Below are 22487 nucleotides of genomic sequence, written 5' to 3'. Positions count from 1 at the left end.
GAGGCCCCAATAAAGCGAGGAGCCCGTAGCGATGAGCGATACCATCAGCGTCCACCCCGTACCGGAAAGCTGGGCGCGCAGCGCCCGGGTGGATGCTGAAGGCTATGAGAAGCTCTACGGCATGAGCCTTGCCGATCCGGGCAGCTTCTGGCTCGAGCAATCGCGCCGGCTGGATTGGGTGAAGCGCCCGGAAATCGCGGGGGACTGGTCGTTCGAGGAGGCGGACTTCCGGATCAACTGGTTCGCGGACGGCAAGCTGAACGTATCGACCAACTGCGTGGACCGGCATCTCGCCAAGCGGGGCGACGCGATCGCGATCCTGTGGGAGCCGGACGCGCCGGAGGAAGCGCCGCGGCGCTACACCTATCGCCAGCTCCATGCCGAAGTCTGCCGCTTCGCCAACGTGCTGAAGGCCCAGGGCGTCCGCAAGGGGGACCGCGTCACCATCTACATGCCGATGATCCCCGAGGCGGCGTTCGCGCTGCTGGCCTGCGCGCGGATCGGCGCGATCCATTCGGTGGTGTTCGGCGGCTTTTCGCCGGAAGCGCTGGCGGGCCGCATCACCGATTGCGATTCGGCGGTGGTGATCACCGCCGACGAGGGCCGGCGCGGCGGCAAGAAGGTGCCGCTCAAGACCAATGTCGACGCGGCCGCCCAGCACGTCCGCTGCCTCGAAAAGGTGATCGTGGTGCAGGCCACCGGCGGCGACGTGCCGATGCAGGAAGGCCGCGACATCTGGTATCACATGGCCGCCGCGGACGTTCCCGCCGACTGCCCGGCCGAGCCGATGGGCGCCGAGGACCCGCTGTTCATCCTCTACACCTCGGGCTCGACCGGCAAGCCCAAGGGCGTGCTCCATTCCTCGGGCGGCTATCTGCTCTGGGCCAGCCTGACCCACGAACTGGTCTTCGACTATCGCCCCGGCCAGGTCTATTGGTGCGCGGCGGACATCGGCTGGGTCACCGGGCACAGCTATATCGTCTATGGCCCGCTGGCGAACGGCGGCACCACGCTGATGTTCGAAGGCGTGCCCAACTGGCCCGATGCCAGCCGCATCTGGCAGGTGGTCGACCGCCACAAGGTCGAGATCCTCTACACCGCCCCTACCGCCTTGCGCGCGCTGATGCGCGAGGGCGACCAATATGTCGCCAGCACCTCGCGCCAGTCGCTCAAGCTGCTGGGCACGGTGGGCGAGCCGATCAATCCCGAGGCATGGCGCTGGTATTACGACGTGGTCGGCGAGGGCCGCTGCCCGATCGTCGACACCTGGTGGCAGACCGAGACCGGCGGCCACATGATCACCCCGCTGCCCGGCGCGACTCCGCTCAAGCCCGGTTCGGCCACCCGGCCCTTCCCCGGCGTAGACCCGCAGATCGTCGACGGCGAGGGCAATGTCCTCCACGGCGCGACCGAGGGGAACCTCGTCATCGCGCGCAGCTGGCCGGGGCAGATGCGCACCGTCTGGGGCGATCATGCGCGCTTCTTCCAGACCTATTTCACCACCTATCGCGGCAAATATTTCACCGGCGACGGCTGCCGGCGCGACGCGGACGGCTATTACTGGATCACCGGCCGGGTCGACGACGTGATCAACGTCTCGGGCCACCGCATGGGCACCGCCGAGGTGGAGAGCGCGCTGGTGCTCCACCCCAAGGTGGCGGAGGCCGCGGTGGTCGGCATGCCGCACGACATCAAGGGCCAGGGCATCTATGCCTATGTCACGCTCAACGCGAACTGCACCGCCGACGAGGCGCTGCGCGCCGAGCTGACCAAGTGGGTGCGCACCGAGATCGGCCCGATCGCCACGCCCGACGCGCTCCAGTTCGCCCCCGGCCTGCCCAAGACGCGCTCCGGCAAGATCATGCGCCGCATCCTGCGCAAGATCGCCGAGGGCGACGTCTCGTCGCTGGGTGACACCTCGACGCTCGCCGATCCGTCGGTGGTCGACGACCTGGTGAAGAATCGGGTGGGATGAACGGGGATCGCATCCGGATCGTCGAGGGGGACATCACGCGCCTCGACGTGGATGCGATCGTCAACGCCGCCAACACGTCGCTGCTCGGCGGCGGGGGCGTGGACGGCGCGATCCACCGTGCGGCCGGGCCCGAACTGCTCGACGCGTGCCGCAAGCTGCGGTCGCTCGGCGGCTGCAAGACCGGCGATGCCAAGCTCACCAAGGGCTACCGCCTCCCCGCCCGGCACATCATCCACACCGTCGGCCCGGTCTGGCAAGGCGGCGACAAGGGCGAGCCCGAACTGCTCGCCAGCTGCTATCGCCGCTGCTTCGAGATCGCCCGCGCCCATGGCTTCCGCACGCTCGCCTTCCCGGCGATCAGCTGCGGCGTCTATGGCTATCCGATCGCGGCGGCGACAAGGATCGCCGTGGCCGAAGCGCGCAGGGCGCTGGCCGAGGATCCCGAGCTCCAGCTGACCTTCGCCACCTTCGGGGCCGAGATCACTGCCGCCTATGGCCGCGAATTATAGCCTGCCGAAACCCGTTGCGAGTGTAACTACCCGGCGTTACATCCGGCTAACACAGTCTTTCGGGGGAATCCTCAACATGAAGATCAGCAACATGGTGCGTCTCGCCGCCGGCGTGGCACTGCTCGCCGTCTCGCCGGCAATGGCGCAGACGGCCAAGCCGAAATATGGCAGCTTCGGCGTCGACCTCTCGGCGCAGAAGCCGGGCGTGAAGCCGGGCGACGATTTCTGGGCCTTCGCGAACGGCGGCTGGAACGACCGGGTCGAGATCGCCGCCGACCGCGCCTCGGCCGGCTTCGGCACGCTCCTCTCGATCGAGGCCGAGGCGAACGTCCGCGCGATCCTCGACGACATGGCGAAGAACCCCACGGCCTATGGTGTCTCGGGCAAGCAGGTCGGCGACTTCTATGCCAGCTGGATGGACGAGGCGGGCATCGAGAAGCTCGGCACCGCGCCGCTCAAGCCCTATCTCGCCAAGATCAACGGCGTGAACAACCTCGACGCGCTGCAGGTGCTGTTCGCCACCGCCGGCTATGCCACGCCGATCGAGCTGGGGATCATCCCCGATCTCGCCGATCCGACCCATTATACCGCGGTGACCGGCCAGGGCGGCCTGGGCATGCCGCGCGACTATTACCTGCTCGAAGGCGCCAAGTACGACGCGTTCCGCACGGCCTATCGCGCCTATGTGCAGAAGATCCAGGAGCTGGCGGGCATCCCCGATGCCGCCGCCAAGGCCGATGCGATCGTCGCGCTCGAGACCGCGATGGCCAAGGTGCAATGGTCGCCGGCCGAAAGCCGCGACATCGCCAAGCTCAACGACCCGCAGACGCTGGCCGGCCTGAAGGCCAAGGCGCCCGACGTCAACTGGGCGCTGATGCTCAAGACCGCCGGTCTCGAGAACTCGCCCAAGGTGCTGATGACGCAGAACACCGCCGTCACCGCGCTCGGCAAGCTGATGGTCGCCACCCCGCTCCAGGCCTGGAAGGACTATGTCGCCTATCGCTTCGTCAGCGACCACGCGCAGTTCCTGCCCAAGGCCTTCGACGACGCCCGCTTCGCCTTTTATTCGCAGACGCTGTCGGGCGTGAAGGTGCAGCGCGAGCGCTGGAAGCGCGGCGTGCAGCTGGTCAACGGCGCGCTCGGCGAGGCGGTCGGCGCGATCTACGTCTCGAAATATTATCCGCCCGCGGCCGAGAAGCAGATGGCCGAGCTGATCGAGAATCTGCGCGGCTCCTACAAGGAGCGCATCACCGCCTCGACCTGGATGGACGAGGCGACCAAGCAGAAGGCGCTCGCCAAGCTCGCCGCCTTCGAACCGCGCATCGGCCATCCCGACAAATATATCGACTATTCGTCGTTCAAGGTCGTCCGCGGCGACCTGCTCGGCAATGCGATGCGCTCGGGCGAGTTCGAGCACCAGCTCGAACTGTCGCGCTTCCCCAAGCCGGTCGACCGCACGCTGTGGGGCATGACCCCGCAGACGGTGAACGCCTATTATAATCCGCTGTCGAACCAGATCACTTTCCCGGCCGCGATCCTGCAGCCGCCCTTCTTCGATCCCAATGCCGATCCGGCGGTGAACTATGGCGCCATCGGCGCGATCATCGGCCATGAGATGGGCCATGGCTTCGACGACCAGGGCAGCCAGTTCGGCCCGACCGGCAAGTTCGAGAACTGGTGGACCGACGGCGCCAAGAAGGCGTTCGGCGAGCGTACCACGGCACTGGTGGCCCAGTATGACGGCTATGAAGCCGTTCCGGGCACCAAGGTGCAGGGCAAGCTGACGCTCGGCGAGAATATCGGCGACCTGGGCGGCGTCGAGGCGGCATATGGCGCCTTCCAGAAATACCAGGCCGAGCATGGCAAGGCGCCGGTGATCGGCGGGCTGACCGGCGACCAGCGCTTCTTCCTGGCCTATGCCCAGGCCTGGCAGACCAAGCTGCGCGAGGACACCGCCCGCCAGCTGGCGCTGACCGATCCGCATTCGCCGGCCGTGTTCCGCGTCAACGGCATCGTCCGCAACGTCGATGCCTGGTACAAGGCGTTCAACATCCAGCCGGGCGACAAGCTCTACCTCGCGCCCGAGCAGCGCGTGCACATCTGGTAAGCCCCAAGGCTTCACCCAATGCAGCGGCCCGGCAGCGATGCCGGGCCGTTTTCGTTCCCGCGCGCACCTTCCCGCTCTCGGCGGCGATCAGCCCAAATCCTGCATTGCAACCGCATGGCCGAGCGCGGCAAAGGGGCACATGACTCCACGCGAACTCATCGATACCGCGATCGTCCCCGGCGGGGGCGAGGCGCTGCGGCTGTTCCGCCGCGGGCGCGACTTCATGATCGTGCTCGATCGCAACGAGCTGATGTCGAGCCGGATGAGCGGTTCGGAGGAAGCGCTGGCGGTGATGAGCTGCGAGCGGCTCGACAATCCGGCACCCCATCTGTTGATCGGCGGCTATGGCATGGGCTTCACCTTGCGCGCGGCGCAGGCGGTGCTGGGCGCCGATGCCAGGCTGACCGTCGCCGAGCTGGTGCCGGAGATCATCGCATGGGCGAAGGGGCCGATGGCCGAGCTGGCCGCTGGCTGCCTCGACGATCCGCGCGTCGACGTGGTGCTCGACGATGTCGCCGCGGTGATCGGCCGGGCGCGCGCGACCTATGACGCGATCCTGCTCGATGTCGACAACGGCCCCGACGGGCTGACCCGCGACGCCAACGACCGGCTCTATTCGCCGCGCGGGCTGCAGAAGCAGTGGGAGGCGCTCAAGCCCGGCGGCGTGCTCGCCGTCTGGTCCGCCGCGCCCGACAACGCCTTTGCCCGGCGGCTGAAGGATACCGGCTTCCAGGTGGAGGAAGTCGCGGTGCGCGCGCGCAGCAACGGCAAGGGCCCGCGGCACGTGATCTGGTTCGGGCGGAAGCGGTAACGAATCCAGACAGGATCTCTGGTCCCCGTCACCCAGGACTTGCTTGGCAGCCTATCCCCTTGGACAAGGAGCCCGTTCTCGAGATGGGTCGAGGCTCGGCGAATTCCCTTCGCCGGGGAGCGGACAGAATGTCCGGCCCCGCCCCTTGTTCCTCCCACCATCCTGGCCAAGCCGGCAGGATGCCTGGCGCCGTTTGCCCCAGGGGATGGTTGCCAGCTTGCTTCAGCATGACGGAGGAGAGGCTTCGACACTCGATTCCTTCTCTCGCCACCGGGAAGGGAAGAGAAGGAGCGCAATGTCGATCCTGCCTAGCCCTTGTCCTCCCCCTTCCACCCGGGCTTGCGCTTCGCCCGCTTGACCTCCGCGACCGGCGGTTCCGCGCCCCTGTCGGCGAGCCGCGCCCATTCCTCCGGCATTTCCATCCCGGCACGGCTCCAATGCGCCTCGTCCGGGAACAATGGCTCTTCCTCTTCCAGCTCGGCGCCCGAAACCAGCGCGCCGCGATGGACGGATCCGCCCCTGGGCAATGGCACGAAATCGACGCTCGGATCATCCCCAAGCGCATCGGCTTCCGCTTTGCCGCCCTGTTCGATCGCCGCGTCGTCGGCCCGTCGCCGGGTGGCGCATGCCTCCAGCGCCGCCGCGATCGCGGCATGGGCCTCGCCGTCGAGCGTCACGCCGGCAAATCCGCCCAGCACATCGGCGAGCATATCGTCGCGTCCGCCCCGGTCGCCCGTATCACCGCCACGGATCACCGTGCGGATCGTCGTCGCCGATGATTCGGCGCCGGCGCCATCGCCATGCGCCGCCGTTCCCGCGGCCGCACGCGCGCTGAAATGGTTGATCACGGTGCGACGGCCCTCCGCATCCTGGCCATAATGGCGCAGGCAGAACATCAGCAGTGCGTCGTTGCGCTTGCGCCGGTATCCCATCAGCTTGCCGCCGGCGAACAGCGGGATCAGCTCGCCTTCGATCGCCCGCTCGAAGGCGATGTCCTTCAGACGCTGCACCCCGAAATCGAGCGCCGCCTCCCAGGCGCGGCGAAAGCTCTCCGCGCCGGGCGCCCGCCGCAGTGCGTAGCAATTGGCCTGGGCCATGTTCACCATGCCGGCGGCGCGCGTCACCGATCCGGTATCGGCCAGCGCCTCGATGAATGCCCGTTGCCGCTCCGGAGTCCAGCCATCGTGCCGGAACTTGCGCGGAACGGGCGTGAACTCGGGCAAGGGCGGCCGCGTCTCGCGCGGCACCGGCGTGCGGTTCTGCATGTCCTCCTCCTCGAATCGCCAACCGGCAAGCATGTACCGGAAGCGAAATCGTGTAGGACAGCCTTTCTGTTCTATATTTGTTCCATATCGGATGCGTTGCGGCGCCCAGCTCAGGGCACCAGCAACGGGCGCATCCTCGGCACCGCGACCGCGAGTTCGTCCGCCACCATCTTCGAGAAGAAATCGGCGCCTGCCGGGCCGAGATGGGTATAGTCGAAGGCGAGCTTCGCATCGCCGAGCGGCTCGACGGCGGCATTGTCCTGCGCCGCGGCCGGGGCCGCCACGGCAACCGGATTGGCGATGGTGGTGCCGGCAAGCGCCGCGGCGGCGACTTCGCGGGCCGGCGGCACCTGGGCAAAGCGATTGGCCAGGGACGGCCCCAGCGCCTCCACCGCATCGGCGCTGCGCTTGTTGAGGTCGACCAGCGGCACCTGCAGTTCGGCCGCCACCCTGCGGATCGATTCGGCCCAGGGATCGAGATCGCGATCGAGCCTGCCCTGCCTGAACTGGCGGCGGGTCAGCGGCGTGAGAAGGATCGGCTCCGCGCCGGCGGCACGCGCGTCCTGCACATAGCGCCGGAGATTGGCGGGGAATTCGGTGGCGAGATCGGTCGAGCGGCCCGGCTTGCCCGGCTGGTCGTTATGGCCGAACTGGATGAGCACCCAGGTCTTCGCGAAGCCCGGCGTCTTCATCTCGGCCAGCGCCAGGCCCCAGCTTCCCTCCGCCCGGTAGCTATAGGTGCTGCGCCCGCCCCGGGCCAGGTTCACGCATGCCGCAAAGGATGTGACGTGATAGGCGCAGAAGCTGCCGCCCCAGCCCGAAAGTACCTGGGTGGTCGAATCGCCGACCAGGATGATCTTCGACGCCTTGATCGGCACCACCGGCGGGCGGTCCTGCAGGGCGGTCTGCGCCTGTGCCGCGCCGGCCGACAGCGTCAGAGCCAGAGCCAGAGCCAAACCGGCGGACATAGCCCCTCGCATCCAATCCTCCCCTGATGTCGCTTTGGAGCAGATGCTAGATGACACCGGTGACAGCGGTCAAGGCAGCGGCAGGCGAACCTCCAGATCGCGCAGCCGGCGCGGTTCGGGCGGCGGCAGGTCGTCGAGCGGGATGGCGACGCGGCCGGCCTTGTCGGGCTTCTTCTTGAAGCTGCGCCCCACGGCGCCGACGGCATCGCCGACCAGCTTGATCGGGTTGGTCGCCTCGCCCGGCTCCTCGCAGCAGCTGTTCGGGTCGACCAGCTTGCCCACGCCGCGGATCAGGGCAGTGCCCATGCCGAAGAGGTTGATGCCGGTCGTGCAGCCCTCGGACCGCGTGGCGCAGGGAGCGATCGAGGCATTGAGCGCGCCGATGCCGGTGACGTCCGGGTTGCTCGGCATCGGCCGGTCGGGCGGTCCGCGCTCACCGGGCAGCGGCAGGCGGGGAACCGAGTCGGCGCCCTGGCCGCAGACCACGATCTCGTCCGCCTTGCGCGGCGGGCCGCTGGCGCAGGGATCGTTGAGGATCGACCAGCTCTGCTTGCCGTCCGCGGCCTGTTTCGGCTGGTTGACGGTGCCGGGCGGATCCTGCGGCACGGGCGACAGGAGCAGCAGCGTTGCGGCGAGCATCATCTTTTTCCCCGAAGCCTTGGCGCTGCCATCGGGGCGGGCGCGCCGGGATCCACCATCTCGACGCCGCCCAACCGGAGGGATTGGCCGGGATACGTGTTCTCGGCGGCGATCGCGCCGGCGGCCCAGCGCCGCGCCTCGGCGACGAGCGCCGTATCGCTGCCATGTATCACGATTGAAAGCGTGTAATCATCCGCACAGGTCTTGCCCCGGCCACAGGCGAAGTGGAGCACCGCAGCGGCGCGGATCACGCCCTCCGAGACGAACAGCGCGCCTTTCTCCCGGCAGCTGTGCGGGCGACAGGCGGCGAGGCGATATATGCCGTTCGCCAGCAGAACCGGGGGCTCGGGTGGGCCGCCGATCATCTCGGCCAGCTGCGAGGCGCGGTTACCGTGATCGAGCCAGTCCGATCGGCCCTTGCCGGCGAATCGCCGGACAGCCGCTTCGAAGGCCGGCGTCGCGAACAGGCTGTTGGTGCTGACGCACATCGCCGGCTGCGCCAGCGTGCAGCCCATCTGCAGTGGCGCCGACAATGCAAGGAAAGCCAGCAAGGCCGCCATGAAAAACTCCGCCCGATCACCAGGACCGGGCGGAGCTAAACACAGTTCGCTACGAGTAGGAAAGGCCTTAAGCGGCGTGCTTCGCCCGGCTGGCGCGCTTGCGCTCGTGCGGATCGAGGTGGCGCTTGCGCAGGCGGATCTTGGTGGGCGTCACTTCGACCATCTCGTCATCGTCGATGTACGCGATCGCCTGCTCCAGCGTCATCTTCTTCGGCGGCGTCAGGCGGACGGCGTCGTCCTTGCCGCCCGAGGCGCGGAAGTTGGTGAGCTGCTTCGCCTTCATCGGATTGACCTCGAGGTCTTCCGTCTTGGCGTTCTCGCCGACGATCATGCCCTCGTACAGCGCCTCGCCGTGCCCGACGAACAGGATGCCGCGCTCCTCGAGCGGGCCCAGGGCATAGCTCTGCGCTTCGCCATTGCCGTTCGAGATCAGCACGCCGTTCTTGCGGCCTTCGATATTGCCCTTGTGGGGGCCGTACTTCTCGAACAGCCGGTTCATGATGCCGGTGCCGCGCGTGTCCGACAGGAACTCGCCATGATAGCCGATGAGACCCCGGCTAGGGGCGCTGAAGGTGATGCGGGTCTTGCCGCCGCCCGAGGGGCGCATGTCGGTCATCTCGGCCTTGCGCTGGTTCATCTTGTCGACGACCGTGCCCGAGAATTCGTCGTCCACGTCGATCACGACGGTTTCGTACGGCTCGGTCTTCTTGCCGTCCTCTTCGCCGAACAGCACGCGCGGACGGCTGATGCCGAGCTCGAAGCCCTCGCGGCGCATCGTCTCGATCAGCACGCCGAGCTGGAGCTCGCCGCGGCCGGCGACTTCGAACGAGTCCTTGTCCTCGCTCTCGGTGACCTTGATCGCGACGTTCGATTCGGCTTCGCGCTCGAGGCGGTCGCGGATCATGCGGCTGGTGACCTTCGAACCCTCACGGCCCGCCATCGGCGAATCGTTGACGGCGAAGCGCATCGACAGCGTCGGCGGATCGATCGGCTGCGCCTGGATCGGCGTGCTGACCGAGGTGTCGGCGATGGTGTTCGACACGGTGGCGACCGTCAGGCCGGCCAGCGAGATGATGTCGCCCGCGCGCGCTTCGTCGGTCGGCACGCGCTCCAGGCCCTGGAAGGTCATGATCTTCGAGGCGCGGCCGGTCTCGATCACCTTGCCCTCGGCATCGAGCGCATGGATCGGCTGGTTGAGCTTGACCGTGCCCGACTGGACGCGGCCGGTGAGGATGCGGCCGAGGAAATTGTCGCGGTCGAGCAGCGTCACGAGGAAGCTGAACGGCGCGTCCTGGTCGAGCGCGGGCGGCGGCACATGCTCGACGATCTTCTCGAACAGCGGCTGCAGCGTGCCTTCGCGGGCATCGGCATCGTCCGAGGCATAGCCGTTGCGGCCCGAGGCGTAGAGCACCGGGAAATCGAGCTGCTCGTCATTGGCCTCGAGCGTGACGAACAGGTCGAACACTTCGTCGAGCACTTCCTGCACGCGCGCGTCCGAACGGTCGATCTTGTTGACGACCACGATCGGGCGCAGGCCGAGCTTGAGCGCCTTGCCGGTGACGAACTTGGTCTGCGGCATCGCGCCTTCCGACGAGTCGACGAGCAGGATCACGCCGTCGACCATCGAGAGGATGCGCTCCACTTCGCCGCCGAAATCGGCGTGGCCCGGCGTATCGACGATGTTGATGCGGACGGGGTCGCCGCCCCCCGGGGGCGCCCACTCGACCGAGGTCGGCTTCGCCAGGATGGTGATGCCGCGTTCCTTTTCGAGGTCGTTCGAATCCATCGCGCGCTCTTCGACGCGCTGGTTGTCGCGGAAGGTGCCGGACTGGCGGAAGAGCTGGTCGACGAGCGTGGTCTTGCCGTGGTCGACGTGGGCGATGATCGCCACGTTGCGGAGGTTCATGGTGCTTTCCTGGAAAGAAGTTGGCGGGCCCGTACAGCAATTTGTGCGTTGCGGGAAGCCCGGTGATTCGGGAGCCCGCCGGACGAAAACATCGACTCCGTTGACTCTCCCCGTGCCTGGGCGGGAGCGCCGGGCGGCGATCGCCGGAGGGAGCGGCCAAATGGGCGGTTGGAGCAAGCGCGCGCATCGGCCATCCTGAACCACAAAGGCACCGCGTAGGACAGCGCGGCATGCACGAAGGGAAGACAATGACGCAAAAGCTGAAGATCCTCGTCATCCTCGGGTCCGTCCGCGAGGGGCGGATGGCGGAGCCGATCGGTAATTGGGTGATGGGCGCGGCGGATGCGGATCGCGACGATCTCGACTGCGAGCTGATCGACCTGAAGCAATGGGACCTGCCCTTCTATCATCATCCCAAGCCGCCCGCGGCGGGCGACTATGCCGACGCCAAGCAGATCGCCTGGGGCGAGAAGGTGGCGAGCGCGGACGGCTTCATCCTGATCGCGCCGGAATATAATCACGGCATCCCCGCGGTGCTCAAGAACGCGCTCGACACCGTCTATGCCGAATGGAACCGCAAGCCGGTGGCCTTTGTCGCCTATGGCGGCATGGGTGGCGCGCGCTCGGTGGAGCAGCTCACCATGGTCTCGCGCGAGCTGCAGATGGCGCCGCTGGAAGGGGCACTCCATCTGCAGGGCGTGTGGAACCGCCGCGAGGGCGGCCGCTTCGCCGCGGACACGCGCGAGGGCGCACGGCTGAACCATCTGTTCGACGAGCTGGCCTGGTGGGGCAACGCACTCAGGAACGCGCGGGCGGCAGGCTGAAATAGCATCCCGGCGTCTCGCCGAATGCGGCGCGGAACGCGGCGACGAAGGCGCTGGGCGTGGCGAAACCGGCATGGACGGCGACCGACTTGACCGGCTCGCCCGCGCCAAGCCGCTCCATCGCGGCCAGCAGCAGCGCATGGCGGCGCCAGCGGCCCAGGCTCAGGCCGGTTTCCGATCGGAAGCGGCGCTCGAGCGCGCGCAGGCTCATGCCGGTCGCCGTCGCGATCTCCGGCCCGCGCCTGCCCGCCCGGGCCAGATCGGCGGCGCGCCGCATCGCCTGGCTAGGCGGCTCGGGCAGATCGAAGGGCGGCGTGTCGGAGCGCTGGAATTCCTCGCGCACCAGCAGCGCCACCGCCGCTTCGGCGGGGCGGCGCGCATCCAGCATCCCCCAGGCCACGGCTCGCAGCACCAGCTCGCGCAGCAGCGGCGACACCGTGACGGCCACGCAATCGCGCGGCAGTCCCTGCGCCCATTCCGGCTGGAGATAGAGGGTGCGGAGCGTGCTCGCCGCGGCAAAGCGGATGCCATGCCGCACGCCCGCCGGCACCCACACCGCCCGGCCGCTCGGCGCGATCCACGAGCCCCGCTCGGTCCAGATCTCCATCATCCCGGCAGAGGCATGGACCAGCTGGTGCCAGTCATGCGCATGCGGCGCGATCGCCTCGCCCGCATGGTGGTCGCTCGCCGCCGTGCGGACCAGCAGAAAGGGCTCGTCGGCCACGCTGCGCCGGATTCGCGACATCATGCGCCGTCATAGCGGGATTGCGGCAAAGGCGCGAGCGCGACACAGTCCCGTCATGCCCTCCCCGATACGGAGCGATGCCGATGCCCGCCAACCTTGCTTCCTTCGCCCTCCATGTCGACGATGTCGATCGCGCCCGCAGCTTCTACGAAGCGGTGTTCGGCTGGGAGTTCGAGCCCTGGGGGCCGCCGGGCTTCTACCTGATCCATACCGGCGACGCGGATGCGCCGGGCGTGCAGGGGCTGATGCACAGGCGGCAAGTCCCGCGCAGCGGCGCGGGACTGAACGGGATCGAGCCGACCTTCGCGGTCGACGATGTCGATGCAGTGGCCGAGCGCGTCGTCGCGCAGGGCGGCACGATCACCCTGCCGCGCGCGGTGATTCCCACGGTCGGCACGCTGATCCGCTTCCTCGACACCGAGGGCAATGACATCGGCGCGATGCGTTACGAGGCGCGGCTGCGCGGATAGGCGCGGGGCCGCCCTATCCGGCCAGCGCCGCCTTGCACCTCTCCGGCTCGGCCGCGAAGCGCGCGGAATCGAGGACGATCTGCTGGGTGCGCAGCGTCTTCCTGCCGGCGGGGCGAAAGGTGACGCTGCGCTTCGTCGCGCCGTCCTGCACGTCCACCACGAAATCCACCGCCGAATTGCCCGGCTCGCCGGCGGTGCGCCGCAGGATCTTCATCCCGTCGCGCAGCCCGGCGGCATAGGCATTGGAAGCGGGATCGACGCCGGTAAGGACATTGCCGGCCTTTTGCGTGGCGGCATTGTCCCAGCCACGGTCGAACACCGGCACATCGGCGGTGACCAGCCGGGCACAGGCGCCGAAGGCGTCCTCGGGCAGGAACAGCGGCTCACCGCGCGCCAGATAGCGATCGACGTCGGGGCGGATGTCGAGCCCCGCACGGTCCATCTCGGCGGCGAACGCGTCGGTCAGCAGGGGCAGTGCCTTGGCGCCGCGCAACCGGTCGCGCTGGGCGCGCAGCACGGTGTCGAGGTCGCCCAGCCCCTTTGCCTGGAGCTGCCGGTCCCACAGCGCGGCGAGCATCGATCCGCGCTGATAGGGGATCTTCTCCGCATCCTGGCCACCGGTCCAGAACTTGGCGGCGGCCTCGGCATTGCCGGTGGCCCGGAAGGACGAGGCGGCATAGGCGCGCAGCATCTCGTTCCAGTCGGCCGCGAACTTCTCCGGCGTCCACAGGCCCGCGCGCAGCATCAGCCGGCGCGCGTAGAAATCCGTGAACCCCTCGCTCAGCCAATAGGCCTCGGCTTCGGCCGTTTCGGGGAAGCGGCCGAGCTGGCGCGCATTCCAGCTGTGGAAATATTCGTGCGCGAGCAGCCAGCCCAGGCCGGAGAGCGGCGCGTCGCGGTCGATCCAGGTGGCGAAGGCGTCGCTGCGGCCGGTGCCGCCATAGCTTAGCCGCCCGGGCATCGACGCCAGCGGGATCGCGGTGATCAGGAAGGGGCCGGCACCGGTCTCGCGCCAGAAGTCGCGCTCCATCGCCACCACTTCGCCGGCCAGCCGGTCGAACGCCTGGACGTCGAAGCCGAAGCGACCGACATGCGCGACGCGGACGGGGGCGCCCTTCACCAGGATGGTGGTGACGGAGAGATCGCGCCCGCCGATCGCGATGCTCTCCAGGATGTCGCCCACGGTGCGGCGATGGCCGCCAAGGCCGGTCAAATGCTCGGTATCCGAGGCGAAGCCGATGCCGGCCGGCCCCTTCCAGGCGAAACGGGCGGGCGCATCGTCGCGGCCGACGGGGCGGGCATAGAGGATCTCGCCCACCGAATAGAACCAGCCGGGGCGCACGACCGGGCGAGCCTGCTCGCTGTTCGCCACGCTGGGATCCGCGTCATAGGCCGAGACGATCCGATAGCGCATGACCAGCGCCGCGCCGGGGGCGGAGCGGACGATGCGCCCGCCATGCGGCGCCGGGGTGGCGGACCTGCCGCCCTCGACGCGGATGTCGCGCGCCCATTGGCCGAGCTTGTCCTCGCCGGCCCAGCCATCGGCCCAGTCGAGCGTCGTGATGCCCGACTTGTCGGCGCGCAGCCGGATCGTCACTTCGAGCGCGGCGATCGCATCGCCCTGCATCACCGGCGCGAGTTCATAGGATATCGCGGGCGCCGGTGCCGCCGACGCCGCGCCGAACGCGAGCAGGACGGGCAGTGCCGCGATGCGCAACCAATGGTGCATGAAGATCCCCTTTTCCGTGCCCAGCCCAGATGTATCGCCGCAAAGGCTGACCGGCGGATGAACGATATGCCGCCCGGCGATCGTCGTACCGGCTATTTCGGGCGCGAAACCGCGCTATGCTGGCAGCGAAGGAGATCGCGATGAACAAGGGTGTGCTGCTGGCGCTGGTGCTGCTCGCGGGCTGTTCGGGCAAGACCGAGAAGCGCAATATCAGCCTGGTGCTCGATGCCGATTTCGCCACCGGCAAGCTGCTGCTCAACTGCCGCGATTCGAGCAGCGGCACCTGTCATGTGCTGGTGGCCGGATCGGGCGAACCGGTGCGCCTCTCCGCCGCCAAGGGCGCGACCGCCACGGCCGCCAGCGGCGCGGCCGAGGGCGCGCGCTTCTGCGCGGGCGAGAGCGAGCCGCAAAATGGCTGCCAGCTCACCGTGCTGCGCAATGGCGAGCAGATCTATCGCTCGAGCCTGGTGAAGAGCGAAAGCCGCTGAGCCGGGCCCTTGGCGCGGGCGCCCGGGTGTATTACATAAATCACACAGTTGGTTTGCCGTCCGGATGATCCTATGCTGGGGCCGGACAGTTTGGAGACGTGGGAATGGCGAGCGAGACTGCGGTGGCCGAACAGGATCTGGTGCTCACCCCGCCCGAGCCGGTAAAGGCCGTCGCGCCCGAGAAGGCGGCGGGGCTGGTGCCGGTGGACGACGGCAAGAAGACCGAGCTGGAAGCGCGGGTCGACAGCTTCATCGACGATCTCGTCGCGCAGGACGTCAACTCGCCCGAGTTCGGCAAGCGCGTCGACGCGATCGCGGCGATGGGGCAGAAGGAGATCCGCGACGCGGCGGGCCAGTCCAACCGCTTCCTCGATCGCCCGGTCAAGGCGATGGGCAATGACGGCGTCGGTGCCGACCTGCTCGCGCTGCGCAAGAAGGTCGAGGAGCTCGACCCCAGCCAGAACGGCAAGCTGATCGGCGGGAGCCAGGGCTTCCTGTCGAAGCTGTTCGGCGGCGGGATGCAGCAATATTTCCGGAAGTACCAATCGTCGCAGACTCACATCAACGGCATCCTCAAGAGCCTGTCCAACGGCAAGGACGAGCTGCTGATGGACAATGCCGCGATCGATACCGAGCGGACCAACTTGTGGGCCGCGATGGGGCGGCTGGAGCAGATGATCTATCTCTCCAAGGCGATGGACGCGAAGATCGAGGACAAGGCCAACGAGCTGGACCACACCGATCCCGCCAAGGCCAAGGCACTGCGCGAGACCGCGCTCTTCTATGTCCGCCAGCGCACTCAGGACCTGCTCACCCAGATGGCGGTGACGGTGCAGGGCTATCTGGCGCTCGATCTGGTCAAGAAGAACAATGTCGAGCTGGTGAAGGGCGTCGACCGCGCCTCGACCACCACCGTCTCGGCGCTGCGCACCGCCGTCACCGTGGCGCAGGCGCTGACCAACCAGAAGCTGGTGCTCGACCAGATCACTGCGCTGAACAGCACCACCGCGGGGCTGATCGATTCGACCGGCGCGCTGCTCAAGAGCCAGTCGGCCGCGATCCACGAGCAGGCGGCGAACTCGACGATCCCGGTCGAGACGCTGCAGCGCGCGTTCCAGAACATCTATGACACGATGGACGCGATCGACACCTTCAAGCTCAAGGCGCTCGACAGCATGAAGACCACGGTCAACACGCTGTCGAACGAAGTCGAGAAGTCCAAGGGCTATATCGCGCGGGCCGAGGGGGCGGCGCAGAATCAGGTTTCGGGCGGGGCGGAGACGTTCAAGCTGGAGGCGATGTAGGCCGTGCCCACCGATGTCGATCGCGAACTGAACCGGATCGGAGGCACGCTCGATCGCGTGCGCGCCCGCACCGACCTCGCCGTGTCCGGCCGCAACCGCCAGCACCGGGAAACCGAAGTGGTTCGCCGGATCGGGCGGATCGCGGCGGCGGACGGGCTGATCCTGGCGGGCGCGATCATCTTCGGGCTGGCGGTGGCGCCGCTCGGCATGATGGGCGCGATGCTGGTGGCGCTGCTGCTGGTCGCGGCCACCCTGCTCTTCGCGGTAATGCCCGCGAGTGCGCCGGTGAATGTCGAGAAGCTGGCCGAGATCCCGCTCAAGGCGCTGCCGCGCAGCACCGAGCGCTGGCTCGAGACGCAGCGCCCGGCCCTGCCCTCGCCGGTGCGCGGGCTGGTCGATTCGATCGGCGTGAAGCTGGAGACGCTGACGCCCCAGCTCGCCGCGCTCGACGAGCACAGCCCGGCGGCGGTGGAAGTGCGCAAGCTGGTCGGCGAGCAGCTGCCCGAGTTGGTCAAGGGCTATCAGCGCGTGCCCGAGCCGCTGCGCCGGGTGGAGCGCAACGGCCTGACGCCGGACCAACAGCTGGCCCAGGGCCTGCAGCTGATCGACGACGAGATTGCCGAGATGACCTCGCAGCTGGCCCAGGGCGATCTGGACGCCCTGGCGACGCGGGGGCGGTTCCTGCAGATCAAATATCAAGGCGACGAGGGCTGATGGCGCTCGGCCCGGCGCCGGGATCCACGTGATGGAATTGCTGCTGATCCCTTTGGCGCTGCTGGTGGTCACCGCCACCTATTATGGTCGCCGACTTCAGGAGTGCGAACAGGGCTGCCGGCATTTGGGGCATCGTATCGCTTGCCGGACCCATATCGTGCCTGGCAGTAGCGTTCACCGCTGTTTTGATGTCGCTATATTACCACTAGCCTGAACGCCTTTCACCGGATGCGACCAGCCGCCCCGCCACGCAGCGCGCATCGAAGCTGCGGGCCAACTCGGCCAGGCTTACCGCGCCGAGCCGCGCGACCAACAGCGCCTCCGCCTCGCGCAGCGCGTCCTCCAGCGCCGCATTGACTGCCTGCTCCACCGCGCAGGCCGGACTGTCCTGCTCGGCGCCGATCGCGAACAAGGTAGGGCCGCCCACCGCGCGGTGCACGTCGAGCAGCGAGACCCGCTCCAGATCGGCGGCGATCGCCCAGCCGCCGCCATGGCCTCTCTCCGAGCGGACATAGCCGGCGTCGCGCAGCCCGGCCATCGTCCGGCGCACCACCACCGGATTGGTCTGGAGCATGCGCGCGATGTGCTCCGACGTCATCGGCCCGTCATGCCGCGCCATGTGGAGCAGCACATGGAGCATCCGGGAGAGGCGGCTGTCCTTTCGCATCGAACGTTCCTCGGGCCGGCAAACCGGATTGGCAAGCAGGCGATTTCTCGATACTTATGATGTTACATGATTCGCGAAGGATGGCCAATGCCCGAGAATGCACAGCTGACGAAGAAGCATGAGAACCCCGCGCATTGGGACGAGACCGCCACCCATTACGAGCGCACCGCCCACCCCTTCACCTCACGTTTCGCCGAGGAGGCACTGGCGCGCGTGACGCTGACGCCGGACATGCGCGTGCTCGACGTGGCGGCGGGCACCGGCGCGCTGACGCTCGCAGCGGCGCGGAGCGGAGCCTATGTCCTCGCCACCGATTTCTCGCCCGGCATGGTCGCGCGGATCGCCGCCGCGAGGCTGCCCAATGTCGATGCGGAGGTGATGGACGGTCAGGCGCTCGACCTGCCCGACTCGGAGTTCGACGCGAGCTTCTCGATATTCGGCGTCATCATGTTCCCCGACTGGCGCAAGGGGCTGGCCGAGATGGCGCGGGTGACCCGGCCCGGCGGCCTGGGCGTGCTCGCCACCTGGCGCAGCGAAGGCGCGGCGACTTTCCTGCTGCTCTCGCAGATCCGCCGGCGCCTGTTCCCGAAGCTCGACGGCAAGACCAGGCTGCCCGAAGGCGCAGTGGCGCTGGGCGATCCCGAATGGCTGTCGGCGGCGATGGTCGATGCCGGGTTCGGCGCGCCGCGGATCGACAGCGTGACGCACGACTTCGCGCTCGACATCGGCCAGCTCGATACGCCGGAGAAGCTGTTCGGGATGAGCCCGGACTGGGCGGCGCTCGATGATGTCCAGCAGGCGGAAGTGGTCGCCGAAGTGCGCCGGATGGCGGGCGGGCGCACGATCCTGCCCATCCCCTCGACCGCGCTGATCGCAGTGGCGGAACGCCAGGCCCGGGGGCTCCCACGCTCCATCAAATGAGAGCAATGCGGACGGTCAGTTCCCCAGCAGGTCCCGCGCTCGATCGGCGAGCCGCTCCACCGCGGCGGCATGGATGCCCGGCGCGCTGGCGAGCACGCCGAAGGCCTGGCCGCTGGGCGTGTTGAAGGCAAGCGGGCGGCCCAGCGCATCGGTGATCGCCGCCCCCGCCTCGCGCGCGATGAGAACGGCGGCCGCGACGTCCCATTCATTGCCCCAGCGAATCGTCGCGAGCAGATCGGCTTCGCCCGCCGCGACCATCGCGATGCGCAGCGCGATCGAATTGGGCTTGGCCACCATGACCAGGTCGCCATCGACCCTGGGCAGCTGATCGGCGGGGACGCGCGCGCCGGCCAGCCTGTCGCGCGCGGCGACATGGAGACGTTCGCCGCCACGCCATGCCCCCTTGCCGGCTTCCGCGGTCCAGCGTTCGCCCCGCGCCGGCGCGTCGAGCACGCCGATCACCGGCGCCCCGTCCTCCACCAGCGCGACCGAGACGGCCCAGCCCGGACGGTGGCGCAGATAGTCGCGGGTGCCGTCGATCGGATCGACCACCCAGACGCGGCGGGCCGAGAGGCGGGCGCGATCGTCCGCCGTCTCCTCGGAAAGCCAGCCGGCATCGGGCAGCAGCAGCCCCAGCCGCTGGCGCAGCAGCGCGTCGACTTCCAGGTCGACCTCGCAGACCGGGCTGCCGGGCACTTTTTCCCAGCGCCGGAACTCCGTCTCCCAGCGCGCCATGGCGAGGCGGCCCGCCTCGGCGGCGATCTCCGCGACTTGGGAGGCGAGGCCGGCCTCAGGCACCGGCGATGGTCATCCCGTCGATGCGAAGGGTCGGCGCGTTGATCCCGTAGCGGAACTCGAGGTCGCTGGCCGGGGTGAGCGCAAGGAACATGTCCTTCAGATTGCCCGCGATGGTGATCTCCGAGACGGGGCGGGTGATCTCGCCCTTCTCGATCAGGAAGCCGGCAGCGCCGCGGCTATAGTCGCCGGTCACGCCGTTGACGCCCTGGCCGATCAGTTCGGTGACGAGGATGCCATGGTCGATCTCGCCGACCAGCGTTTCGGCCGGGATATGGCCGGCCTCCATATAGAGGTTGGAAGGCGCGACGCCCGGTGCGCCGCCGATGCCGCGCGCGGCATGGCCGGTCGGCTCCAGGCCCAGCTGGCGGGCCGAAGCGCTGTCGAGCAGCCAGGTCTCCAGCATGCCGGCATCGACCAGCTTGACCGGCTGGACGGGCAGACCCTCGCCGTCGAACGGGCGCGAGCGCAGGCCGCGCGGGCGATGGGGATCGTCGCAGATCGTCACGCCCCGGGCGAAGACCTGCTGGCCGAGCCGGTCGAGCAGGAAGCTGGTCTTGCGCGTGATCGCCGCGCCGCCGATCGCACCGAGGAAATGGCCGATCAGCCCCGCCGAGACGCGGCGATCGAACACCACGGGCATCGTGCCGCTGGGAATCCTGGCCGGATCGAGCCGGGCGACCGCGCGCTCGCCGGCCAGCCGGCCGATCGCCTCCGGCGCCTCGAGCAGCGCGGCGTGGCGGGCGGAATGATGCGCATAGTCGCGCTCCATGCCGCCGCCCGCGCCAGCGAGCACGCTGGCCGACAGGCCATGGCTGGTCTGGGCATAGCCGCCGGTGAAGCCATGGCTGGTGGCAAGCGTCATCACCGCGCGCGAGGCGCCCGCGCTGGCGCCCTCGCTGTTGGTGACGCCCGGCACGCCACGCGCCGCCTCCTCGGCCCGGCGCGCGCGCTCCCTGAGGCTGGGCGGATCGACGCGGGCGCCGTCGTCGAGATCGAGCAGCGGCGGGCTGCCGTGGAGCAGCCGGTCCTCGGGCGCCAGGCCGGCCCATTTGTCCTCGGGCGCCTCGCGGGCCATGGCGACGACACGCTCGACGAGCATGTCCATCGCGGCGGGGCTGAGATCGGAAGTTGAGACACTGGCCGAACGATGCCCGATGAAGACGCGCAGGCCGAGCTCCTCGCTCTCCGAGCGCTCGACGTCCTCGAGCGCGCCCATGCGCACCGAGACCGATTGCGAACTGTCGGCGGCGAACACGGCATCGGCGGCGTCGGCGCCCGCGGCGCGCGCCCGGGCAACGGCATCGGCGGCGCGTTCACAGGCTTCGGATATGGTCAGCATCGCGCCGACTTAGGTATGCGCGGGCGCAACGTCAAAGCGTCTGGCCCACGACGAGGCAGGCGGCGAACATCAGCAGGCCCGCATTGCGGTTCGCGCGGAAGCGGGCGAGCGCGTTGGCGCCGTCCCCCGGGTCGAGCGTGGCGACCTGCCAGGCCAGGTGCAGCGCCATGGGCAGCAGCGCGGCCAGCGCGAGCGGATCGGGCCGAAGCTGCCAAATCGCCGCGCCCCAGCAGCAGAGCGCGGCAAGGTAGAAGAGCGCAACGCCGCCGCGGACATGGCTGCCCATCGCGCGCGCCGACGAACGCACGCCGACCAGCGCATCGTCCTCGATGTCCTGCACCGCATAGATCGTGTCATAGCCGATCACCCAGGCGATGCAGCCGGCATAGAGCAGCGCGAGCGGCAGCAGCGGCTGGCTGCCGATCTCCACCCAGCCGACCAGCGCGGCCCAGGAGAAGACCAGGCCGAGCCAGGCCTGGGGCCACCAGGTGATCCGCTTCATGAAGGGATAGGCGGCGACCGGCGCGATGCTGGCGAGCGCGACCAGGCGGGCGGGCCAGTGGAGCTGGAACCAGACGACCAGCCCGACCAGGCAGAGCATGGCAAGCCATGCCGCGGCCGCCTTCACCGACACCGCACCGCTCGCCACCGGGCGGCTGCGGGTCCGCGCCACCTGCCGGTCCAGGTCGCGGTCGACGATGTCGTTGTAGACGCAGCCGGCGCCGCGCATCGCGATGCTGCCGAGCAGCAGCCAGAGGACCAGCGCCCATTGCCGGACCGCGCCGCCCGACAGCGCGACGGCCCAGGCGCCGGGCCAGAAGAGCAGCCACCAGCCGATCGGCCGGTCGAAGCGGGCGAGCAGCGCATAGGGCCGCCAGCCGGCGGGAAGCAGGCCCACCAGCCCGCGATGCTCGGTATCGGGAACGATCTGCTGCTGCGCCTCGGCCATGGCCCGTCCTCCGCGCAGGCGCCGCAAAGATCAAGCCCGCAACAATCTGGCATAATTTCGCGACAATCGGAGTACAGGGGCAGGCTGAGACCATTTCACCCTGGAAACATCCGATGCGCCTCCTCCTCGCCAGCCTGACGCTCGCCACGGTCGCCACGCCTGCCCTGGCCGACGATCCGCCCAGTTTCTTCATCAGCCCGATGGGCGAGCCGTTCCGCGGGCATGACGCGCCCAATATCTGGTTCGACCAGGCCGACACCAACCATGACGGCGTGCTCACCGTGGAGGAGATGGAAGCCGACGCGGCGCGCTTCTTCGCGATTCTCGACAAGAACAAGGACGGCGAGATCGATCCGGACGAGATCGAGATATACGAGACGCAGATCGCGCCGATGATCAGCGTCGGCAATGCCGGGCCCGAGGAAGCGCCACCCAGCACCGGCGATTCGGACGCACCGGCGAAGAGGCCCGTCTATGTGCCGCAGGGCGCGGCACGCTTCGGCTATTTCAACTATCCCGAGCCGGTGATCGTCGCCGACACCAATTTCGATCGCGGGGTGGATGCGCGCGAATTCCGCATCGCCGCCGACAAGCGCTTCGCGATGCTCGACAAGAATGGCGATGGCAAGCTGGAGAAATCCGAACTGCCCAAGCTCTCCCCGCCCAGCTTCAGGCAAGGCAGGCAAGGCGGTGGCCGAGGCGGCATGGGCAGGCATGGCGGCGGCCGGCGCGGTGGAGGCGGCGGCTTCGGCGGCGGCGGCATGGGCGGCATGAACCCGGGCGGCCTGGGGGAGTGACG

Annotated in this window: 23 protein-coding genes; 12 read left to right on the top strand and 11 right to left on the bottom strand. The window is 68.7% G+C overall.

Annotated features, from left to right (window positions below; translation table 11 throughout):
• Positions 1-31 precede the first annotated feature (31 nt).
• From acs to CAP40_RS15815, 4 genes are all read left to right on the top strand, one after another.
• Entirely contained in the window at positions 32-1975 is a 1944-nt protein-coding gene (gene acs, locus CAP40_RS15830; RefSeq protein WP_086130524.1) for an acetate--CoA ligase, read from the top strand.
• A complete protein-coding gene (locus CAP40_RS15825) occupies positions 1972-2484 on the top strand; it encodes an O-acetyl-ADP-ribose deacetylase (RefSeq protein WP_086130523.1) in 513 nt (170 codons plus the stop codon). Before acs ends, CAP40_RS15825 begins: the two co-directional genes overlap by 4 nt.
• Before the next feature lie 76 nt (positions 2485-2560).
• Positions 2561-4591, top strand: a complete 2031-nt coding sequence (locus CAP40_RS15820) for a M13 family metallopeptidase (RefSeq protein ID WP_086130522.1) — start codon at positions 2561-2563, stop codon at positions 4589-4591.
• A gap of 139 nt (positions 4592-4730) precedes the next feature.
• Entirely contained in the window at positions 4731-5402 is a 672-nt protein-coding gene (locus tag CAP40_RS15815; protein WP_086130521.1) for a spermidine synthase, read from the top strand.
• Between the two features lie 308 nt (positions 5403-5710).
• On the opposite strand, the gene CAP40_RS15810 is transcribed toward CAP40_RS15815, so the two are convergent.
• The 5 genes from CAP40_RS15810 to typA all read right to left on the bottom strand — a co-directional run bounded on the left by CAP40_RS15810 (position 5711) and on the right by typA (position 10740).
• The gene (locus CAP40_RS15810; protein WP_256924270.1) at positions 5711-6667 is read right to left on the bottom strand and encodes a hypothetical protein; all 957 of its coding nucleotides are present in this window, start codon (positions 6665-6667) and stop codon (positions 5711-5713) included.
• Between the two features lie 110 nt (positions 6668-6777).
• Positions 6778-7623, bottom strand: a complete 846-nt coding sequence (locus CAP40_RS15805; protein ID WP_256924268.1) for a rhamnogalacturonan acetylesterase — start codon at positions 7621-7623, stop codon at positions 6778-6780.
• 81 nt (positions 7624-7704) lie between these two features.
• Positions 7705-8277: a hypothetical protein gene (locus tag CAP40_RS15800; protein WP_086130519.1), complete on the bottom strand. Its 573-nt coding sequence runs from the start codon at positions 8275-8277 to the stop codon at positions 7705-7707.
• On the bottom strand, positions 8274-8834 hold the full coding sequence (locus CAP40_RS15795; RefSeq protein ID WP_144034394.1) for a hypothetical protein: 561 nt from the start codon (positions 8832-8834) through the stop codon (positions 8274-8276). Before CAP40_RS15795 ends, CAP40_RS15800 begins: the two co-directional genes overlap by 4 nt.
• Positions 8835-8901: 67 nt before the next feature.
• Positions 8902-10740, bottom strand: a complete 1839-nt coding sequence (typA, locus tag CAP40_RS15790; protein WP_086130517.1) for a translational GTPase TypA — start codon at positions 10738-10740, stop codon at positions 8902-8904.
• 248 nt (positions 10741-10988) lie between these two features.
• On the opposite strand from typA, the gene CAP40_RS15785 reads away from it, so the two are divergent.
• Entirely contained in the window at positions 10989-11564 is a 576-nt protein-coding gene (locus tag CAP40_RS15785) for an NADPH-dependent FMN reductase (protein ID WP_086130516.1), read from the top strand.
• Here the strand turns inward: CAP40_RS15785 and CAP40_RS15780 are convergent.
• Positions 11539-12312 carry a helix-turn-helix transcriptional regulator gene (locus CAP40_RS15780; protein WP_086130515.1) on the bottom strand — a complete coding sequence of 258 codons (774 nt, stop codon included), beginning with the start codon at positions 12310-12312 and terminating at the stop codon, positions 11539-11541. The two genes, CAP40_RS15785 and CAP40_RS15780, sit on opposite strands and share 26 nt — an antisense overlap.
• Before the next feature lie 80 nt (positions 12313-12392).
• Here CAP40_RS15780 and CAP40_RS15775 point away from each other — a divergent pair, with 80 nt between their 5' ends.
• Positions 12393-12779, top strand: a complete 387-nt coding sequence (locus CAP40_RS15775) for a VOC family protein (RefSeq protein WP_218822164.1) — start codon at positions 12393-12395, stop codon at positions 12777-12779.
• 13 nt (positions 12780-12792) lie between these two features.
• Here the strand turns inward: CAP40_RS15775 and CAP40_RS15770 are convergent, their stop codons facing one another.
• Positions 12793-14508: a hypothetical protein gene (locus tag CAP40_RS15770; protein WP_086130513.1), complete on the bottom strand. Its 1716-nt coding sequence runs from the start codon at positions 14506-14508 to the stop codon at positions 12793-12795.
• A 140-nt stretch (positions 14509-14648) separates the two neighbouring features.
• Here CAP40_RS15770 and CAP40_RS15765 point away from each other — a divergent pair, with 140 nt between their 5' ends.
• The 4 genes from CAP40_RS15765 to CAP40_RS20215 all read left to right on the top strand — a co-directional run bounded on the left by CAP40_RS15765 (position 14649) and on the right by CAP40_RS20215 (position 17228).
• Entirely contained in the window at positions 14649-14996 is a 348-nt protein-coding gene (locus CAP40_RS15765) for a hypothetical protein (RefSeq protein WP_144034393.1), read from the top strand.
• A 104-nt stretch (positions 14997-15100) separates the two neighbouring features.
• Positions 15101-16300, top strand: a complete 1200-nt coding sequence (locus CAP40_RS15760) for a toxic anion resistance protein (protein ID WP_086130511.1) — start codon at positions 15101-15103, stop codon at positions 16298-16300.
• A gap of 3 nt (positions 16301-16303) precedes the next feature.
• On the top strand, positions 16304-17014 hold the full coding sequence (locus CAP40_RS15755; RefSeq protein ID WP_086130510.1) for a hypothetical protein: 711 nt from the start codon (positions 16304-16306) through the stop codon (positions 17012-17014).
• Positions 17015-17045: 31 nt separating this feature from the next.
• Positions 17046-17228 carry a hypothetical protein gene (locus CAP40_RS20215; protein WP_144034392.1) on the top strand — a complete coding sequence of 61 codons (183 nt, stop codon included), beginning with the start codon at positions 17046-17048 and terminating at the stop codon, positions 17226-17228.
• On the opposite strand, the gene CAP40_RS15750 is transcribed toward CAP40_RS20215, so the two are convergent.
• Positions 17220-17681 (bottom strand): Rrf2 family transcriptional regulator, encoded by a 462-nt coding sequence (locus CAP40_RS15750; RefSeq protein WP_086130509.1) that lies wholly within the window; start codon positions 17679-17681, stop codon positions 17220-17222. The two genes, CAP40_RS20215 and CAP40_RS15750, sit on opposite strands and share 9 nt — an antisense overlap.
• A gap of 87 nt (positions 17682-17768) precedes the next feature.
• On the opposite strand from CAP40_RS15750, the gene CAP40_RS15745 reads away from it, so the two are divergent.
• The gene (locus CAP40_RS15745) at positions 17769-18602 is read left to right on the top strand and encodes a class I SAM-dependent methyltransferase (protein ID WP_086130508.1); all 834 of its coding nucleotides are present in this window, start codon (positions 17769-17771) and stop codon (positions 18600-18602) included.
• Between the two features lie 15 nt (positions 18603-18617).
• On the opposite strand, the gene CAP40_RS15740 is transcribed toward CAP40_RS15745, so the two are convergent.
• The 3 genes from CAP40_RS15740 to ubiA are packed head-to-tail and all read right to left on the bottom strand — an operon-like array spanning position 18618 to position 21688.
• Positions 18618-19400 (bottom strand): 3'(2'),5'-bisphosphate nucleotidase CysQ, encoded by a 783-nt coding sequence (locus tag CAP40_RS15740; RefSeq protein WP_086130507.1) that lies wholly within the window; start codon positions 19398-19400, stop codon positions 18618-18620.
• Positions 19393-20739 (bottom strand): TldD/PmbA family protein, encoded by a 1347-nt coding sequence (locus tag CAP40_RS15735; RefSeq protein ID WP_086130506.1) that lies wholly within the window; start codon positions 20737-20739, stop codon positions 19393-19395. Before CAP40_RS15735 ends, CAP40_RS15740 begins: the two co-directional genes overlap by 8 nt.
• A gap of 31 nt (positions 20740-20770) precedes the next feature.
• Complete coding sequence (ubiA, locus tag CAP40_RS15730) at positions 20771-21688, bottom strand: 4-hydroxybenzoate octaprenyltransferase (RefSeq protein ID WP_086130505.1); 918 nt, start codon at positions 21686-21688, stop codon at positions 20771-20773.
• A gap of 113 nt (positions 21689-21801) precedes the next feature.
• On the opposite strand from ubiA, the gene CAP40_RS15725 reads away from it, so the two are divergent.
• On the top strand, positions 21802-22485 hold the full coding sequence (locus CAP40_RS15725) for a hypothetical protein (RefSeq protein ID WP_179188269.1): 684 nt from the start codon (positions 21802-21804) through the stop codon (positions 22483-22485).
• The last annotated feature ends 2 nt before the right edge of the window (positions 22486-22487 follow it).

This window comes from Sphingomonas sp. IBVSS2 (assembly GCF_002127225.1).
In the GTDB taxonomy this organism is placed as follows: Bacteria; Pseudomonadota; Alphaproteobacteria; order Sphingomonadales; family Sphingomonadaceae; genus Sphingomonas.
Note: the sequence above shows the minus strand (reverse complement) of the source record. Positions and strands in the feature narration are given on the sequence as shown.

Coding starts and splice junctions, on each gene's coding strand:
- acs (WP_086130524.1), top strand. CDS start 32: ATGAGCGATACCATCAGCGTCCACCCCGTACCGGAAAGCTGGGCGCGC.
- CAP40_RS15825 (WP_086130523.1), top strand. CDS start 1,972: ATGAACGGGGATCGCATCCGGATCGTCGAGGGGGACATCACGCGCCTC.
- CAP40_RS15820 (WP_086130522.1), top strand. CDS start 2,561: ATGAAGATCAGCAACATGGTGCGTCTCGCCGCCGGCGTGGCACTGCTC.
- CAP40_RS15815 (WP_086130521.1), top strand. CDS start 4,731: ATGACTCCACGCGAACTCATCGATACCGCGATCGTCCCCGGCGGGGGC.
- CAP40_RS15810 (WP_256924270.1), bottom strand. CDS start 6,667: ATGCAGAACCGCACGCCGGTGCCGCGCGAGACGCGGCCGCCCTTGCCC.
- CAP40_RS15800 (WP_086130519.1), bottom strand. CDS start 8,277: ATGATGCTCGCCGCAACGCTGCTGCTCCTGTCGCCCGTGCCGCAGGAT.
- CAP40_RS15795 (WP_144034394.1), bottom strand. CDS start 8,834: ATGGCGGCCTTGCTGGCTTTCCTTGCATTGTCGGCGCCACTGCAGATG.
- typA (WP_086130517.1), bottom strand. CDS start 10,740: ATGAACCTCCGCAACGTGGCGATCATCGCCCACGTCGACCACGGCAAG.
- CAP40_RS15785 (WP_086130516.1), top strand. CDS start 10,989: ATGACGCAAAAGCTGAAGATCCTCGTCATCCTCGGGTCCGTCCGCGAG.
- CAP40_RS15780 (WP_086130515.1), bottom strand. CDS start 12,312: ATGATGTCGCGAATCCGGCGCAGCGTGGCCGACGAGCCCTTTCTGCTG.
- CAP40_RS15775 (WP_218822164.1), top strand. CDS start 12,393: ATGCCCGCCAACCTTGCTTCCTTCGCCCTCCATGTCGACGATGTCGAT.
- CAP40_RS15770 (WP_086130513.1), bottom strand. CDS start 14,508: ATGCACCATTGGTTGCGCATCGCGGCACTGCCCGTCCTGCTCGCGTTC.
- CAP40_RS15765 (WP_144034393.1), top strand. CDS start 14,649: ATGAACAAGGGTGTGCTGCTGGCGCTGGTGCTGCTCGCGGGCTGTTCG.
- CAP40_RS15760 (WP_086130511.1), top strand. CDS start 15,101: ATGGCGAGCGAGACTGCGGTGGCCGAACAGGATCTGGTGCTCACCCCG.
- CAP40_RS20215 (WP_144034392.1), top strand. CDS start 17,046: ATGGAATTGCTGCTGATCCCTTTGGCGCTGCTGGTGGTCACCGCCACC.
- CAP40_RS15750 (WP_086130509.1), bottom strand. CDS start 17,681: ATGCGAAAGGACAGCCGCCTCTCCCGGATGCTCCATGTGCTGCTCCAC.
- CAP40_RS15745 (WP_086130508.1), top strand. CDS start 17,769: ATGCCCGAGAATGCACAGCTGACGAAGAAGCATGAGAACCCCGCGCAT.
- CAP40_RS15735 (WP_086130506.1), bottom strand. CDS start 20,739: ATGCTGACCATATCCGAAGCCTGTGAACGCGCCGCCGATGCCGTTGCC.
- ubiA (WP_086130505.1), bottom strand. CDS start 21,688: ATGGCCGAGGCGCAGCAGCAGATCGTTCCCGATACCGAGCATCGCGGG.
- CAP40_RS15725 (WP_179188269.1), top strand. CDS start 21,802: ATGCGCCTCCTCCTCGCCAGCCTGACGCTCGCCACGGTCGCCACGCCT.